General features: G+C 49.1%; 7 protein-coding genes. 2 read left to right on the top strand and 5 right to left on the bottom strand.

The features are described from left to right. Positions 1-75: 75 nt before the first annotated feature. From ACYVF1_RS21195 to ACYVF1_RS21175, 5 genes are all read right to left on the bottom strand, one after another. Positions 76-6000 (bottom strand): choice-of-anchor Q domain-containing protein, encoded by a 5925-nt coding sequence (locus tag ACYVF1_RS21195; protein WP_461082584.1) that lies wholly within the window; start codon positions 5998-6000, stop codon positions 76-78. 107 nt (positions 6001-6107) lie between these two features. Next, positions 6108-6863, bottom strand: a complete 756-nt coding sequence (locus ACYVF1_RS21190) for a DUF5602 domain-containing protein (RefSeq protein ID WP_461082582.1) — start codon at positions 6861-6863, stop codon at positions 6108-6110. 353 nt (positions 6864-7216) lie between these two features. Next, a complete protein-coding gene (locus ACYVF1_RS21185; protein WP_461082580.1) occupies positions 7217-11329 on the bottom strand; it encodes a hybrid sensor histidine kinase/response regulator transcription factor in 4113 nt (1370 codons plus the stop codon). A 401-nt stretch (positions 11330-11730) separates the two neighbouring features. Then, on the bottom strand, positions 11731-11925 hold the full coding sequence (locus ACYVF1_RS21180; RefSeq protein ID WP_461082578.1) for a hypothetical protein: 195 nt from the start codon (positions 11923-11925) through the stop codon (positions 11731-11733). Positions 11926-12203: 278 nt separating this feature from the next. Further along, on the bottom strand, positions 12204-13562 hold the full coding sequence (locus ACYVF1_RS21175) for a serine hydrolase (RefSeq protein ID WP_461082576.1): 1359 nt from the start codon (positions 13560-13562) through the stop codon (positions 12204-12206). Positions 13563-14516: 954 nt separating this feature from the next. On the opposite strand from ACYVF1_RS21175, the gene ACYVF1_RS21170 reads away from it, so the two are divergent. Together ACYVF1_RS21170 and ACYVF1_RS21165 are read left to right on the top strand one after the other, a co-directional pair. Next, positions 14517-14948, top strand: coding sequence for a response regulator (locus ACYVF1_RS21170; protein WP_461082574.1), 432 nt, complete (start codon positions 14517-14519; stop codon positions 14946-14948). 395 nt (positions 14949-15343) lie between these two features. Beyond that, complete coding sequence (locus ACYVF1_RS21165; protein ID WP_461082572.1) at positions 15344-16018, top strand: CAP domain-containing protein; 675 nt, start codon at positions 15344-15346, stop codon at positions 16016-16018. Positions 16019-16557 lie beyond the last annotated feature (539 nt).

Below are 16557 nucleotides of genomic sequence, written 5' to 3'. Positions count from 1 at the left end.
AGGCTGATGCTACAGCGAATCGATCATTGATGTAGTGTTACGTTCCTGATGGGCCATCAGGAACGTAACACATGCTTACTGCCCCAGTCGGAGCTTTCCGCCGGTACCGATGGCTAATCGGCCCTGCGCTACGTAGCCAATACGCTGGCAGTTCACGACCGTACTGGCGGGCACCGTAACCTGGTGCGCAATAGTCACTACGCTACCCGCACCCGGCACCTGATTGCAGGACCACGTAGCGGGATCGTTCCAGGAGCCATTCTGTACGCTTACAATGCCCAGACCACCCGCAGCCGCCTGAACTTCGTACGCGCCTATATCGACCCGATTCCCGACGATACGTGGATTTCCGGCCAGATCGGTAGCGGGCAACGCCGAGGCTGAATAAGGTCCGCTGGCTACGGTCTGACTGGCCGGGTCGCCGGCGTTGAAGGCCAACGAGCAATTCGTGATGGTTACGTTGCCGGTGCTGGCAAACGGCGACGTAGTGGTCGTAATGTTGCCCGTCACGCTCGTGTATCCCGTTGTCGATGCATCGAATAAGCAGTAGCGGGCCGACGGTGTTGCGCTGGAGGCAATGCTATAAAAAGTGTACCCGGAAGAAGCATTATTTCCGAAAAAGACGCAGTTGGTAAGCTGTGGAGCGGATGCTTCCTGAAAACTTTCGGTAGCAATGGCCCCGCCATATGATGCTGCGTTATTAAGGAACGAGCAGTTAACAATCACGGGCGTATTACTGGCTCCGCTACTTCCCGTATAGATAGCTCCGCCCGTATAGGAGCCAGTATTGCGGATAAAGGCGCAGTTAATGATGAGGGGACTACAGGGTACGTTCGATGTATTGTAGCTATAGATACCTGCTCCCCGGCTAGTGGAGCCAGGGATGCTATTGTTGCCGGTGTTATCGATAAAGACACAGTTCCGAATTTGCGGACTACTCGCTGAAATACTCAGCCCAACCCCGTAGGCCCCAGTAATGACAAAGCCGTCGAAAATGGTCGAACTGGATAGATCAGTACCAAAAACGACCCGGCTGCTATTGTCGGTGGTACTGGTCGGATCGCCGATCTCTCCGGAGAGAATCGTGGTGAAACTACCCGGTTTGCGGTCGTTCATAGTGGGCGTACCGGTAGCGGGAAAGCCCCCGTAAACTGCGACTCCACTTTTGAGCGTGAAGCTGATGTTGCGAGCCGTGGTACTAGTGGGTTTATACGTACCAGCGGATACCCAAATCGCCTGAACACCGGCCGCATCGATCTGGCTCTGCAAATTGCCCGAGGCATTGGCCCAACTGGTTCCGTCGCCCGTTGCCCCCGCCCGAACGTAGCGGAGGGTCGGCGGAGGAGCCGGCACCGTCAGTACGTAGGTTGCTCCCATACCTACGCAGCCATTGGTATCGCCAGCCATCACAGCCAGTGAATAGCTGCCGCTCTGGGTCGCCGTACCCGACAGGATGCCGGTTGCCGATAAGCTTAGGCCGGGTGGCAGGCTGCCACTCGCCAAACTGAAACTGTAGGGACTTACGGTGCCCGATGCCGTAAACGTCTGACTGAACGTAGCACCGATCGTAGTCGTGTTGGCCGTCGGGTTAGAAACCACGATCAGCGTTTTGCTGGTGATGGAAATCGTCTGTGCATTGGTACAGCCCTGGGCGTTGGTTGCCGACACGGTATACGTACCAGGCGTATTGATAACGGCCCTGGCCGTACCCCCCGACTGACTCTGACTAACGACGTTTCCGCCGGTGAGCGAGTAGGAGAACGGAGCACCATCATTACTCACGGCGGTCAGCGTCAGGCTGGTTTGTTTGCAGGTAAGGGTAGTACTGGGGCTGGCCGATAACGTAACGGCAAATCCATTGCCTGTTGTCTGAAACTCGGCGGCTCCCATGTCCACTACGTTGCCAAAAATGCGGGGATTGCCGACCACATCCGTGGCGGGTAAAGCGGTGGATGAATAGGGGGCACTACTAACGGTCTGACTGTCTGGCGAACCCGCATTGATAGCTGGCGCGCACGCATTCAGCGCAATACTGCTGGTGCTGACAAACGGCGACACAGAAGCGGTAACGTTTCCGGTAAGGCTCGTATAGCCCGTTATTCCGATTTCGAATAGCGAATAGCGAGCTCGCACACTTCCGCCATTAGTGGCCAAACCGGTTGCGCCCCCGTTGTTGAACAGGATACAGTTGGTCAGCGTCAGGCTAGTAGCAAAGCTATAGATAGCCCCCCCCGAGCTTGTGGCCACATTTCCCTGAAACGAACAGTTGATAAGCTCTGAAGGAGCGCTGTCGTACCGGACACCTCCACCCGAAAGGGCCGTATTACTCGTAAACGCGCAGTTCGTCACGAGCGGACTGCTGTTGTTCCCACTAAATATCCCCCCCCCGCCAAGTGGCGCGTAATTACCCGTAAACCAACAATTGCTTATCGTCGGGCTGCTGACAACATTAGCCATACCAGCCCCTGCCGACTGTATCGTATTACCGCTGCTCGCATAACCACCCGTGATGGTGAAACCATCCAGTACAGCCGTCCTATCCAGGTTGTTATTAAAAATGACATGAAAACTGTTATCAGTGGTGCTGGCCGGATCGCCGATTTCGCCCGACAAAATCGTTGGGTTATTCGCCGGGTTTCGCTGGCTGAGCGTCGTTTCGGTTCCGGCAAAACCACCGTAAATCGTTACGCCATTTTTCATGGAGAAACTGACGGTTCGGCTATCGGGCCCAGTTGCAGTTGTTGGCTTATACGTACCAGCCGCCACCCAGATTTGCTGCACCGTTGGCGTATTAATCAGGCTTTGCAAATCGCCCGACGCATCGGCCCAGCTGAAACCTGCCCCATTGGCACCTGCTCTGGCAAACAGAATAGGCTGCGACGTAGTATAAATTCGGAGTGTATAGATCGATACAATCGACTGGCAGTTATTGGCGTCCGCTGCCTGCACAGCGATGGAAAAACTACCGCCCTGAATAGGCGTACCCGACAAAACACCCGCAGTCGACAGGCTCAGGCCCGGCGGTACGTTCCCCCCGACGATGCTGAAACTAAACGGACTGACGCCACTACCCGCCGACACCGTGAAGGTCTGGCTGAACGGAACCCCAAACGTAGCCGTCGTTACCGATGGATTACTGACCACTGGGAACGTATCGACAATCGTCGTCGACTGTGTGCTTGTACAGCCTAACCCATTTACAGCGATTACCGAATATACACCGGCCAGATTAATTTCGGCCGTTCCGGCTGTGGCGTTCTGCGTCAGAATCCCCCCCCCGCCCGAGCGCGCAAACGTATAGGAGAAAGGTGCCCCCGCACTGCCCCCGGCCGTGAGTGTCAGACTAGGTGCTGCGCAGGAAAGAGTAGTGCTGGGAGCACCGGTAATGGCGATTGAAAACCCGTTTCCCGCAATCTGATTTTCAACGGCGCCCATATCAATCCGACCATTCGCGTAGAATCGAGGATTCCCGACCAGATCGGTAATACCTACCGTTGCCGACGTAGTAGCAGGGTCACCCGCGTTGATAGCCGGCGAGCAATTCACTAAAGCAAAGCTACTGGGGCTGACAAAAGGATTAGTCGTGGTGGTTAGATTGCCCGTCAGGCTGGTGTAGCCGGTTATAGTGGCTTCAAACAGGCTGTATCGAGCCTGAATGGTACTACCGGAGAAGGCATTATTTCCATTCCCAAATACGACGCAATTCGTTAACAGACAGGCATTATTACCGCCGATATAATAAATAACCCCACCGGTAACCGCCGAATTACTCTGAAATGAACAATTCGTCAGTGTCAGCGTATTGCTGCTTGAGTAGATAGCCCCACCCTGGCTGCTGGCGGTGTTGTTAAGAAAGGCGCAATTGATAAATGATGGAGTAGAGGCACCTCCAGTGTATACCGCTCCTCCATTCGTCGCACTATTGTCGATAAACAGGCAGTTGTACACAGTTGGACTGCTTCTGCTGTTGTACATTCCCCCGCCATAATAGTAGGGAAAACTTACACTATTGCCACGCCCGCCTGTAATCGTAAAGCCATCCAGTATAGCCGTAGTATTGACGTCGGAATTGCTGATAACTGCATAGCTGTTATCGGTCGTGCTGGTTGGATCGCCAATTTCCCCAGAGAGGAGGGTAGTAAAGCTGCCCGGATTCCGGTCGGTCATGGCTGGTACGCCCGTAGCGGGAAAGCCCCCGTAAATCGCCACGCCATTCTTCATCGAAAAACTAATGGTACGTGCCGTAGTACTGGTCGGTTTATACGTACCGGCGGCTACCCAAACCTGCTGCGCACCTAGTATGTTGATCTGCGACTGAAGATCGCCTGAGGCATTGGCCCAACTGGTTCCGTCGCCCGTTCCCCCCATCTTTACGTACCGGATCGGTGGAGGAGGTGGCGCAACCGTCAGTACGTAGGTTGGCGCGACAGCCGTGCAGCCATTCGTATCATTGGCCCGTACTGTTACGGAGAAACTGCCGTTCTGCGTGGGCGTACCTGATAGTACACCGGTCGTTGCTAGCGTCAGGCCAGACGGTAGGTTGCCACTGGCCAGACTAAAACTGTAAGGCCTTACAGTACCCGATGCGTTGAATGTCTGACTAAAATTGTAGCCAACTATAGCAGTGTTCGTCGCCGGATTACTAACTGAAATCTGGGTTGCGCTGGTAATGGTCGTAGTCTGCCCATTAATACACCCCTGCGAATTGGTAGCTGTAACCGAATAGGTGCCGGCCAGGTTGACCTCAGCCACGCCCGTCGATGCGTTCTGGCTGAGAATGCCCCCTCCGCCCGAGCGCGCAAATGTGTAGGAGAAGGGCGCTCCGGCACTCCCCCCAGCCGTGAGTGTCAGACTGGTCTGGTTACAGGTAAGCGTTGTGCTGGGGCTAGCTGTCAACGTAACGGTAAACCCACTTCCTGCCGCCTGATACTCCACGGCCCCCATGTCTACTACGTTGCCAAAGATGCGGGGATTACCAGCCAGATCGGTAGTACCTACTGTTGACGTAGTGTAAGCCGGATTACCAGCGTTGATAGCGACAGCACAATTGTTGAGCGCAACACTACTGGTACTGGCAAACGGTGAAATAATTGTTGAGAGGTTACCCGTACCCGTAAAATTTCCCGCTGTTGTGGGGTCGGCCAGGCAGTAGTTGGCAGATAAAGTACCGGCAATAAAAAGGGCAGTACTTCCATTGCCAAATAGCACACAGTTCATTAACGTAACACTGCCCGAACTTCTATAAATAGCTCCGCCAAATCCAGTATTGCCCTGAAACGAGCAGTTCGTCAACGTTGGACTACTACTATTGACGTAGAGCCCTCCACCGAAGGAGCTGGCGGTGTTGTTCAAAAACGCGCAGTTAAGAATAGACGGATTGCTGTTACTCTGGGAATACATCGCTCCGCCATCACTTGCTATATTGCTGATAAAAAAGCAGTTGGAAATTTGCGGGCTGCTAGCCGTATTCAGCATACCGCCCCCAATCCGTTGATTGGTACCGCTGCCGTTCGCATTGCCCCCCCTGATCGTGAAACCATCCAGAATTGCCGTACCTGTTACCGCCGTGTTGCTAATTACGTGGTAGCTATTGTCGGTGGTGCTGTTCGGAGCACCAATTTCGCCGGAGAGAATCGTTGGATTAGCAGTCGTGTTACGTTGATTCAGCGTAGTTTCCGTTCCGGCAAAGCCGCCGTAAATCGCTACGTCGCTTTTCATCGAGAAACTTATAGTACGGCTGTCGGGACCAGTCGTCGAAGTCGGTATATACGTACCAGCCGCCACCCAGACCTGATTGTCCGACGTACTGGCGGTAATCATAGCCTGTAAATCACCAGAAGCATTGGCCCAGGACGTACCGTCGCCGGTGCCGGAAACCGACGGTTTAACGTAGCGAATGGTCTGTGCCTGTGCGTTCAGACTCAGACACGGCAGTATTATCAGCAGCAGAACCAGCCGTAACCAGACAGTAACCGAAGCATGCGGTAGCGATTTATTCATAACAGGTAAAGACTAAAGGTTCACGCAGGATTTATTGGGGACAGCGCGTCTCGACCCCGGATCAATTGAGCGGGAAAAAGCGGAATGGTATGTGAAGCGGAAAGCGGTTATCGTTTGGTGAATCCGTCGAGTGCTACGTCCTGACTGCCATCGGCATTGGTACGTATGCTATAGCGCGTGGGGTAGTAGCCGGGCGTTTCGTACTGGGCCGGTAGTTTAATGGCTTTGTCGAACGTGGGGTTGGTTTTTAGGTAACTCATCGCTACCATCTGCTCCCAGAACGTAACGTGTCCGTCGTAACTGCCATAGACAAACGTCTCGGTAAAGGGGCTTCCTTTAAACTCCGGGCTGGTCATATCCGACCAGTGAGCGCCCATCATCGGCACACCACCTGGTCCTTTAACAAAATCAGTCGGAAGGTACGCCGAAGCGGGTACTTTATCGAACTTGGCCGCGGTGGTAGCGCTATACACGGGGATCGCCATTACCTCATTCATCGGCTGCATGTAAAAGTGAAAATCGAAGTGAGGCACTGTGTAAATACCCGCCGGTTCATGACCCTGCGGATTCCAGTTGATCATGACGTGTTTGTAAGGCGTTTTGCTGGTAGCTTCGTCGGGCAGGGCCAGCATGAAGTCTGTTTCGGGCAACGTAGCGGGTAAGTTCTCAAATGCGCCTTTGCTCAGCGTAAAACCGATGGAGGCCGGGTTGCCCTGAGCGTCGGGCATGAGCCAGGCTTTGGCCGTGCCATTGCCCATCTTCAACGATGGACCATACACACGCTGGGGCTGATTGACGGAATCACTTTTGGAACAGGCATTCAAAAAGACGGCAATGATGAGCAGGTAAACGGATTGTTTCATGATAAAAAGAGCGTTGGAAGAGGACAAAGTCAATTGATAATTCCATCATATTGATGGGGGTAAAATTGCCCTATTTCAGCCAGCGCGTGTTAACTCTCTTTCGTCATTCTTTAGCTCATTTTCGTCATTTTGCCGTTTTTAGGTTTATAAAAACAAATAATGGCCAATAATTGGCCATTATTTGTTACCATTCTTTTAAAGAAAAACACTAACAACTTATTTTTAATCCAGTCTGTATTACCCCCCAGCCTCCTGAAGGCTCTTTGCTTAACAATGCTCAACGCAAGCCCCCTCAAAGGGGTTATGGGTAATACAGACTGGATTAAAATCATTATAAGACACGCACTACCCGACTACGTGAGCGACTCGTAGGCGGAAGGCAATACGCCATATTTTTCCTGGAAAACCCGCGTGAAATAAGACAAGCTTTCGAAGCCCACTCCATACGCCACTTCTGATACACCTTCTCCCTGACGCAATCGCTGGGCTGCCTGCTCTAGTCGAATGCTACGTATGTATTCCACCGCCGTCTGCCCGGTCAGTGCTTTCAGTTTGCGCACCAACTGGCTCTGACTCATATTCATCAACTGGCTAAAATTTTCTACGCCAAAGCCGCTGTCGACTAGTTGGGCCATTACCACCGTATGAGTTTTCTGTAAAAACGCTTCTTCTTTTACAGAGTGAACAGGTTCATTGGCTACGCTGCTCACTACGTTCATTTTACCACTGTAATACTGCTGCAATCGGACCTGTTTCTGCATGAGGTTCCGCACACGGACTTTTAATTCGGCCTGGTTGAAAGGTTTAGTCAGGTAATCATCAGCGCCTAACTCAAGTCCTTCAATGCGATCTTCCACCGTTGCCTTCGCCGTCAGCATGATGACCGGAATGTGACTGGTGGTTTCCTGACTTTTCAACTGCCGACAGAAACCCAGTCCATCGAGCCGGGGCATCATCAAATCGCAGATGATTACGTCAGGTAGGCTGGCGGTGGCTTTCTCCAGCCCGTCCTGCCCATCGGTGGCTTCAATAATGTGATAGTCCGATTCAAAAACGCTACGTACATAAGCCCGAATATCAGCGTTATCGTCGATGATCAGCAGTACGTTATCCGTTACAGGAGCCGGTGAAGACGTATCACTCAGGTCTGCCAGAGACGTAGTGCTACGTTTAACCGGCTCAGGTAATTCGGAGCTATCACTACGTATCGGCTGATCGAGACTGACCAACGGCAAGCGAACGGTAAACGTCGTGCCAACGCCTTCTGTACTAGAAACCATAATAGTACCGCCCAGTACTTTCACCAGCTCATTGACCAGCGACAGCCCAATCCCTGTGCCTTCATACATCCGGTTCGCTTTACTATCAACCTGGTAGAAACGCTCAAATACGTTCGCCAGGTTAGCCGCGGCAATGCCAATGCCCGTATCTTCTACCGTAATGACTAACTCACCAGTAGCGCCCGAAGATGGGTAATTGATACGTAGCTGAACCTGCTTGCCCCCAGGCGTGAACTTAAAGGCGTTTGACAGCAAGTTGGTAACTATTTTTTCGATCTTATCGCGATCAAAGTTAGCCTGCAAATGGCTATAGGGTTGCGAAAACGAAAACTTGATCTGTCGGCTTTCGGCCAGCGAACTAAACGAGCTTGCCAGCGTGCGGAAGAACGTAGCAATATCTCCCGGTTGAGGTTCGGCTTTGAGCTGGTTGGCTTCCAGTTTACTCAAGTCGAGGAGCTGATTGATCAGGCTCAGCAGGCGATTGCTGTTTTGCTCCATCAACGTAACGACTGGCTCGGTCAACGTAACGACTTTTTCGGTTCGAAACCGTTGTTTCAAATCCGTCAGTGGGCCCAGAATCAACGTCAGCGGGGTACGAAATTCGTGGGAAATATTCGTAAAAAACTGCGTTTTCAACGTATCAAGCTCGGCTAGTCGACTAGCCTCTTTGTGCTCAAAAGCTACCTGCTGTTGCAGCATCCACCGTTGCTTCTGGAATTTATACAACTGCCAAATAATGAACAGCACGATACAGACATACAGCAAATAAGCCCACCAGCTGCGGTAAAACGGTGGATGAATGCGAATGGTCAACGGAACGGATTTACTCCAAACATCGCCATTGGTCGATCCTTCCAGCTCAAACGTATACGTACCACTGGGCAGTTGCGCATAGTTGGCAAATCGGTTAGTACCAGCCTCTACCCAATCCTGATCAATGCCATTCAGCCGGTAGCGAAACTGATTTTTGGTCGAATTGGTGTAATCCATGAGAGCGTATTCGAGTGTCAGTAAGTTTTGGGTATGCGACAAATCGAGTCGTTTTGTCTGTTCGATACTGACCGGCAAAATACCATCGGGAGCGCCCACAACTACAGCTTCGTTATTGATTTTCAGACCAATAATATGAACCGGGGGTGTCGAACCGGACGTAGTAGTTGCTATGTTCTTGGGCTGAAAGGCCGTTAGTCCGTTTACACCCCCAAAAAGTAGTTCGCCAGATGCCGTTTTCAGAAACGAACCCGTATTGAATTCATCGTCCTGAAGCCCGTCGGTTTTCGTATAATTCCGAAACTTGAGCGTTCGGGGGTTAAACTGAGCCATTCCCCGGTTGGTGCTCATCCAAAGATTTTTAAACTCGTCTGTCAGGATACCATACACCACTTTATTGGGCAAGCCCTGCGCTTCGGTAAAGTGCAGAAACTGACCCGTTTGTTTATCGAGCCGGTCCAAGCCTCCTCCTTTCGTGCTCACCCAGAGGTATTTTTCCGGCTGATCAGGGTCGTCGATGGTACTCGATACAAAATCGTTGCTCAGACTTTCACGCCTGGAAACATCATTTTTGTAGATCGAAAAAGCGGGCTTTGTTTCTGGATGATCAACCCGAACAAGGCCACTCTGCGTACCAATCCAGCACGTACCGCTGCCATCGAAATACAGAGAGTACGTTTCAACTTCTGCGGCCTGCCTGGGCAATAGATGCTGGTAAGAAAATACAGTGAAAAGTTCAGTGGTCGGGTCAAATCGAAGGAGTTTTCCATTCATTGCCCCGATCCAGAGACGCCCCGCTTTGTCTTCCCGGGTTTGGTTGCCATACCGACCAAAAGCGGTTCCGGACGGCATCAAATACGTTTTCAGCCGTTGCCAATTCTCCGAAAACTTAACGAACTGATGAGTAGTAGCAACGGGTTGGGTACTATTTACGGATGCCCAGAAAAAACCTTGCCGGTCCTGCATTAAATACTTTGACTGCTCGTACAGGATACTGCTGGTATTATCCCGAAAAGGGATCTTTATCCGACGATTATCGGACTGAACTAACTGCCTGTAGTCGAACTGATCCCGAACATAGATTTGCCCCTGTCTATCCTGAAATAGATACGCAAGTGAAGCACCTGGGAGGTACGTCTTAAATTGCTTGATACGTGGACTGAATCGTCGTAGACCATACCCACCCGTACCCACCCAGATATTACCGGTCTTATCGATGAGCAGTTTGGACACCGCAAATACATTCGGGGGCATAACGGCAAATGCATTACGAGCCGACAAGCTATCCTGGGCATAGAGCTGCTCAGGCGACATGAGCCACAAGAAATCGGGCGTCGCCACGGCTATTGTATGGTCGTTCATCGCAACCAGATACACATTGTAGTTTTTGATGGGTGGCAACCGGATAATCTTGCGTTTGGTCTTCTGCCAGCCAAAGAGCTTATTGGCGATGAACCCAAACCAGTAATCGGATCGGTTTTTTTTCGGCGTGACCTGGACCATGGAGGCCATACTTCCAAATTGAGGAATTTGCGTAACGCCTTCGGGATGCTGCCAGTTGATCGTAAACAATCCTCTGGCGGCACTCACCATCGCTTGTCCATCGGCATGAAAGACAATATGCGTAGGGGAATCTCGATTGTCGGCGCCAAATAACGGAAATGAGAACCGGCTGAATCGAACCTGCCCGGTGGCATTAGCCTGAGCAGGGAAACCGGTTTTAAGCGATTCGGACAGGGTGATTTTGACGAGTTTATTCTGACTGGTTCCTACCCAGATGTTGCCTTCAGGATCTTCATGGAGTGAGACAATTTCGAAATTACCGGCATCGGGCGATGCTGGATCACTCATATCGATATAATAAAACCGCTGCGTTCGGTCGTCGAATAGGTTCAGACCATTCGTGAGCGTTCCTACCCACAAACGCCCCCGATGATCGACCAGTATCGTTGAACAGGCATTAGACGACAGGCTGTATTTATTATAAGCGTCGTGGGTGAAAACCGTAAAATTATAACCGTCGTAGCGATTTAATCCGTCTTTGGTGGCTGCCCAGATAAACCCGTTTTGATCTTGTTTAAGATCATAGATCATGCCCTGTGATAGGCCCTCAGATATAGTAATTTCCTGCCATCCCTTAGACTGGGCGAAGATCGAGAAAGGCAGCAAAGTGAATACCAGACAAAGAAGGCGCATTCCACTAGTTTTTAACCTGAAAGGTACACAAAATCGTGCCAAGCTGGATTTATAGCGGAGAAAATCAGAAGCCCTAGAAGGAGGCTATCAAGCGTCTTTAGTAACCCGAGTCGCCAATTAGATAATAACTCAGAATATCACTTCTGAGTTTTAGAAATATCAGTGTGATCAGTATTTGCGGGCGATAAGTGGTGATTGATGTATCATTGCACTAGGTATCGGATTAGGTTAGTTCGTACAGCCAGTCAACATCAGGTTGCTAGCATTCGAATCGCTGACCAGACTCCACCCATTTGATCAGACAGCCGAGTTGCAACATGGGGGTATCGAATAGAATATTTCAGCGCGTGTTTTTGCCATGGCTACACCAACGTATTCAGCGGCTTCGATCAGATTAGCTCTCAGCTGGCATACATCTGGTATGGATAGACAGCAAACGCTCGGTGAATTATGGCCTGCCGGTTGTCTGTGCTCATCGTATCAATCGTCGGTTTTCGGACCGGCGTTCTGACGGGTCTATGTTCAGGGTAAACCAGCTCCAGACTGGCCAGTTTATAAAGTTCACCAGGTAGTGGCCATTCATTCTTTGCCGACATGACTGCTGTCGATAACTTGCGCCCAGCCAGTGTATTATAGATATCAGTCCTCAGTTGAATGATCACCTGCTGATGACTAGCCAATATGCGTTTGACTGATCAGCCGCAACAACATTTGTTCAGTAAAGCGTTTTACAAACTCAATCCATGTTCGAATTTGAGACGTTGATTCGCGAGATGACAATTTAAGACCACCCTAGCAAGATCTTCTATAGTTATGAGTGGACCTTATAACTGTCTTTGAAAAAGGGATATTTCATGAGATATCGTTTTAAATTTTAATCACTTTTTCGCTTCCCTGTACGCGTATTCCCATTCATTTTAATCAGCATCCGATCCACACGTCCAGATGAATCCTTTTCAAACCAGATACGGATGCTTTCCTGTAGCTGATCAAAAAAATGAGTCTCATCTTCCGCTACCAGCACCGATCGAGGCCCGTTAGCAGGGTAGGCTATTAATTGACCATCTTCCACTTTCACCTGGATGACCAGATGTGGTTCACTTATTTCGTAGGTTCCTTTATAAGACATCAAGATTGATTCCGGCAGGGTAATCGATCGTTTCTGAACAGGTAGCTCATAGGGCTGCTCATAGAGGACGGCCAGCAAGCCCTTTGTCAATTCAGCGAGCGCGGGCGTCTCAATATTGGCCAGCAAAATGATACACACATCATCGGCTGGCAGGCGAGCGATGTTACTCCGGAAACCGAAAATACCTCCGCTATGACTAACAACCCGCTGCCCATATACCGTATCGATCATCCAGCCCAAGCCGTATTGATGGCGAATAGGCCGATGGGCTTCCGTTTGTAAGTGAGCACCGATGATCTGATGACGCTGTAAGCCTTGATGAAATCGGTAGAGATCCTCAACCGTAGAATAGAGCGAACCGGCCGAAAAAGAGACGGATGAATCGACAATCGGGGCTTGCTGAGTGTACTCTTTACCCGTTTGGGCGTAATAACCGGTGGCCCGCTTGTCGGGGTTTACCTGGCTAAAATCAAAACCACTATGTGTCATTTGTAAGGGTTTCAATACATACTTACTGAGCGCTTGTTGATAGCTCATCTGGGTGGCCTTCTGGATAATATAGCCCAGCAGCGAATAGCCAGAATTACTGTAATTCCAATCCGTTCCAGGCGAAAAGTCCAAGGGCTTATTCTGGAATAGGGCCAGCATTTTAGCTTCGGTGGCAGGCTTGCTGGCTTGCTGGAACATAAACTCCCGATCTTGGGTATAATTATAGATCCCAGCGGTATGGGCCAACAGGTCCTGGACGGAGATACTATCCCCATGCGGATACTGGGGATAAAATTGACTAAGCTTATCCTGTAGGGTTAATTTTTTGAGTTCGACCAATTTCAAAACCAGCGTTGCGGTCAATGTTTTGGTGATTGAAGCAACTTGGAAGATGGTTTGGGACTCGTTGGTTGCGTTCAATTTACGGTCTCTAAAGCCATAGCCTTTTTTGAGTAGGATCTTCCCCTGACGACTCACCAGAACAGATCCGTTAAATTCATTGACGTTGCGATAAGCCTGCATTAATTCATCGAGCTTGTGGGCCTTCGATTGGCCGAATGCATTCAGTGAGCAGGCAAAAAGGATCAGGGTATATAAGTTACGAAATGGGCTCATCAGCTTTTCTTCGATCGATTGGTTTGTTTGTTGTTTAATTAATCCCTCACTAGTTCGTTAGACGATTTAGCACCGCAATAAGGTGTATTACCGTGTACCTTGTTATACAAGATACACAAACGGTTCAATTCCATTGCAAATGGTTCATCTCACAACATCCTCCTTTGTAATACTAAGTAAGTTATTTCCCGGGTACCAAATCTTGCATGCCAGTTGTATAAATCCAACCTTTGGGCTTTACTTATAGCCTATTTGTCAGTTGCCAGTATAAAGAACGGTGAAAAAACGATCATAGAGTGAGATCGTCTGGAGATGGTTAATGGAACGTGTTACATTACTTACAATCGCACTGTATGGACCCCGAAAACGCTATTTCTAACGAACCGATCATTTTTGGCCTGAGTATACCCGAGAAGCCGAAAAGCCATAGTATGGTCGTAATTTCTACCCTAAGCGACGTTCTACGCTCCGGCACTATTTCTACTATTTTTATCGTGGTCTTGGAAGTAGATACGCAAAGTCACGTACAGCTATCAACGTTTATGGCTTGTTATAGGCAGAGTGCTGGTCGATGAGGGCTTGAACGTTAAATCCCGCTTTCAGCAAACTGTCTACAGTCAGTGTGAGGGTGTATAGTACAATAATTGAGTGTATAACAGTCAGGCGTATGTTACTAAGTAAAGTTGTCAGAAATTAAAAATTCCGACTAGGTTCATTCTCATAAAATGCGCCCACTTGAGACGAACGAGCGTTCATGTGTCTACTCCAAAAATGGGGCGTTTTATAAAGTATTCCCTTTTCAATCATCACGATATTGTTTTACGCAGTTTGGAAGAAATAGTTATAATTTATAGTCTGCTAGCTAGTCTGACCGTTTGTTTAATAAAAATTTAAATCATTTTTCATAGCTGATTAGTTTGGACCAAATACACTCACTTATCTACTAACAAACGCGTGGAAGATACCCCTGGCCCCATCATCTTTATTGACGACGACGAAGATGATCGAATCTTGTTCAAACCCATTCTGGAACGTTTAGCCCCCAATAATCAGGTTATCTTCTTTGACAATGGTCAGCAAGCCATCGATTACTTCAGGACAACCAATCAACCTTCTTTTATTATCATCTCCGAAGTGAGTATGCAGATTGTCAATGGGCTGGAACTACGACGCCAGTTGGAAAATGATCCGCAGCTCAAGCGGAGAGCAGTTCCCTTTATTTTCTTTACGCATCCAGTGGATAAGCACTTGGTGGATGAAGCCTATCAACTAACTATTCAGGGTTTTTTCGAGAAACTACCCAGTATTCAACAGATGGAACAGCAGCTAGAAGCCATTATCAACTATTGGAAGGTGTGCCTGCACCCCAACCGATTTACCGAATAGGCATAAGCTAGTTGTTATGTAGTTTCTATTAATCAGGCTGCATCCAAAAGGACATGACCTGACGAGTCGGTCAATGAATACACAGGCACGATTGTCCCACTGGAATGGGTGGTCACGCCTGTATAAATTAATTTGTTCCGAACCACCGTCAATTATTGAGGCCATCGTGCTTCTAATTAATATTTATGTTGAATGGCTGTCGAAATTAGTTGCATAATCTCATGAAAACGCTCCTATGTGAGACGAAGGAAGGTTTATGTAGTTGATCCGTACTCTACACAAAAATCCCAACCAAGTATCTATCCCATTGAGGAGCCAACAGGTGAGTAAACGCCTGTCAATGAATACTTATAAGAGCAAAAAGTTCGCTTATTTAGAAGGCTATGTACTGGTGGATGGTTATTCTGGCTGGACAATGGTTTACAGACAGCAGGAACACGCCTGAGCTTTACCAGCTCCAGGATGCTGCCTTTTTTGCCCTGCCCAATTGCCACCAACTTATTGACCTCGACCAGCCAGATACACTCTTACTGGATGCGGCACTGTTTCAAGCCACCAATGAAGCCCGTCGAGCTTTTAAACTTCCCATTTTTAACTATGATCCAAGCTTAGACAAAGCCGCTCGCCACCATGCTCAATCCATGATTCGCTATGATTTTTACGGGCACCAAAACTTATATCAACTTGCGGCTATAAATCCACTGAAACGGATTGAGAACCATACTAAACACTTTTATCAAATAGCCGAAAATATTGGTCAGTATCAAACGATTAACACGGCAGAGTGGTATGGTGTACGCTTCAACTCACGCAGTAAACGATATGAGTATCTGGATGCGGAGAGCCAGGCACTTTACAAGCCCTTCAGCTATGCGCAGTATGCTCGGTATGCAGTACAGCAATGGCTAAACTCGGCCCATCACCGAGCCAATTTGTTAAATCCCTACTTTACTCATGTTGGCTGTGCTGGCCGTCTGTCCGTAAAACCCTTTCAACAGCCTCGAGCACCCTTTGGTAGGGTAGTACAAAACTTTGGCTGCGCTCGCGTACTGACTCAGGATAGGCGATAACCATCCTTTGTAATTCTCTTTCGCTCCTGTTTACAGTACGTTCCGCTTCTCATTAGTCAAGTGAGGAATTGCCTACTCGGCGTCGCAGTGGCGCTCCTCCCCTATCTTGTTCTGCTCAATTACTTAGCCTTTAGTGATCGGTTCAGGTTGGTACGAGCCTGTTCTACCGTGACAACTAAAAGCAGGCCCAATACTGCCCCCGCCAGCAGAAAGGTTATCGACATATTCTTCATCCGTTTGCATTGATTAGTTAAAAAGGTAACTCAAAATGGGGGTACTTGTTAATGGTGCATCTCCTTAATCGATCCAAACTGAGACGAAGGCGTATCATTAAGTCGAGCGTTTTATTATGCGGTAATATAGACAGAGAAAATGTTAGGCTATGCCTTGCTTAACTTATAGCACCAGCTGGCCATTTTGGTGGCCGGTAATTCGGAACGTCTTATTATAAATTATGGTGATTCAATTACTTGGTTTTGCAATTTCTTTTAATCTCATCTGAAGCCATATGCTTATTAATAATATTAATAAAGTGGCAG

It is taken from the genome of Spirosoma flavus (assembly GCF_054778555.1).
Note: the sequence above shows the minus strand (reverse complement) of the source record. Positions and strands in the feature narration are given on the sequence as shown.

Bases quoted from the DNA above. Each gene is read 5' to 3' on its own strand.
- ACYVF1_RS21165 (WP_461082572.1), top strand. From the start codon at position 15,344: ATGGTTATTCTGGCTGGACAATGGTTTACAGACAGCAGGAACACGCCT.
- ACYVF1_RS21175 (WP_461082576.1), bottom strand. From the start codon at position 13,562: ATGAGCCCATTTCGTAACTTATATACCCTGATCCTTTTTGCCTGCTCA.
- ACYVF1_RS21190 (WP_461082582.1), bottom strand. From the start codon at position 6,863: ATGAAACAATCCGTTTACCTGCTCATCATTGCCGTCTTTTTGAATGCC.
- ACYVF1_RS21195 (WP_461082584.1), bottom strand. From the start codon at position 6,000: ATGAATAAATCGCTACCGCATGCTTCGGTTACTGTCTGGTTACGGCTG.
- ACYVF1_RS21180 (WP_461082578.1), bottom strand. From the start codon at position 11,925: ATGTCGGCAAAGAATGAATGGCCACTACCTGGTGAACTTTATAAACTG.
- ACYVF1_RS21185 (WP_461082580.1), bottom strand. From the start codon at position 11,329: ATGCGCCTTCTTTGTCTGGTATTCACTTTGCTGCCTTTCTCGATCTTC.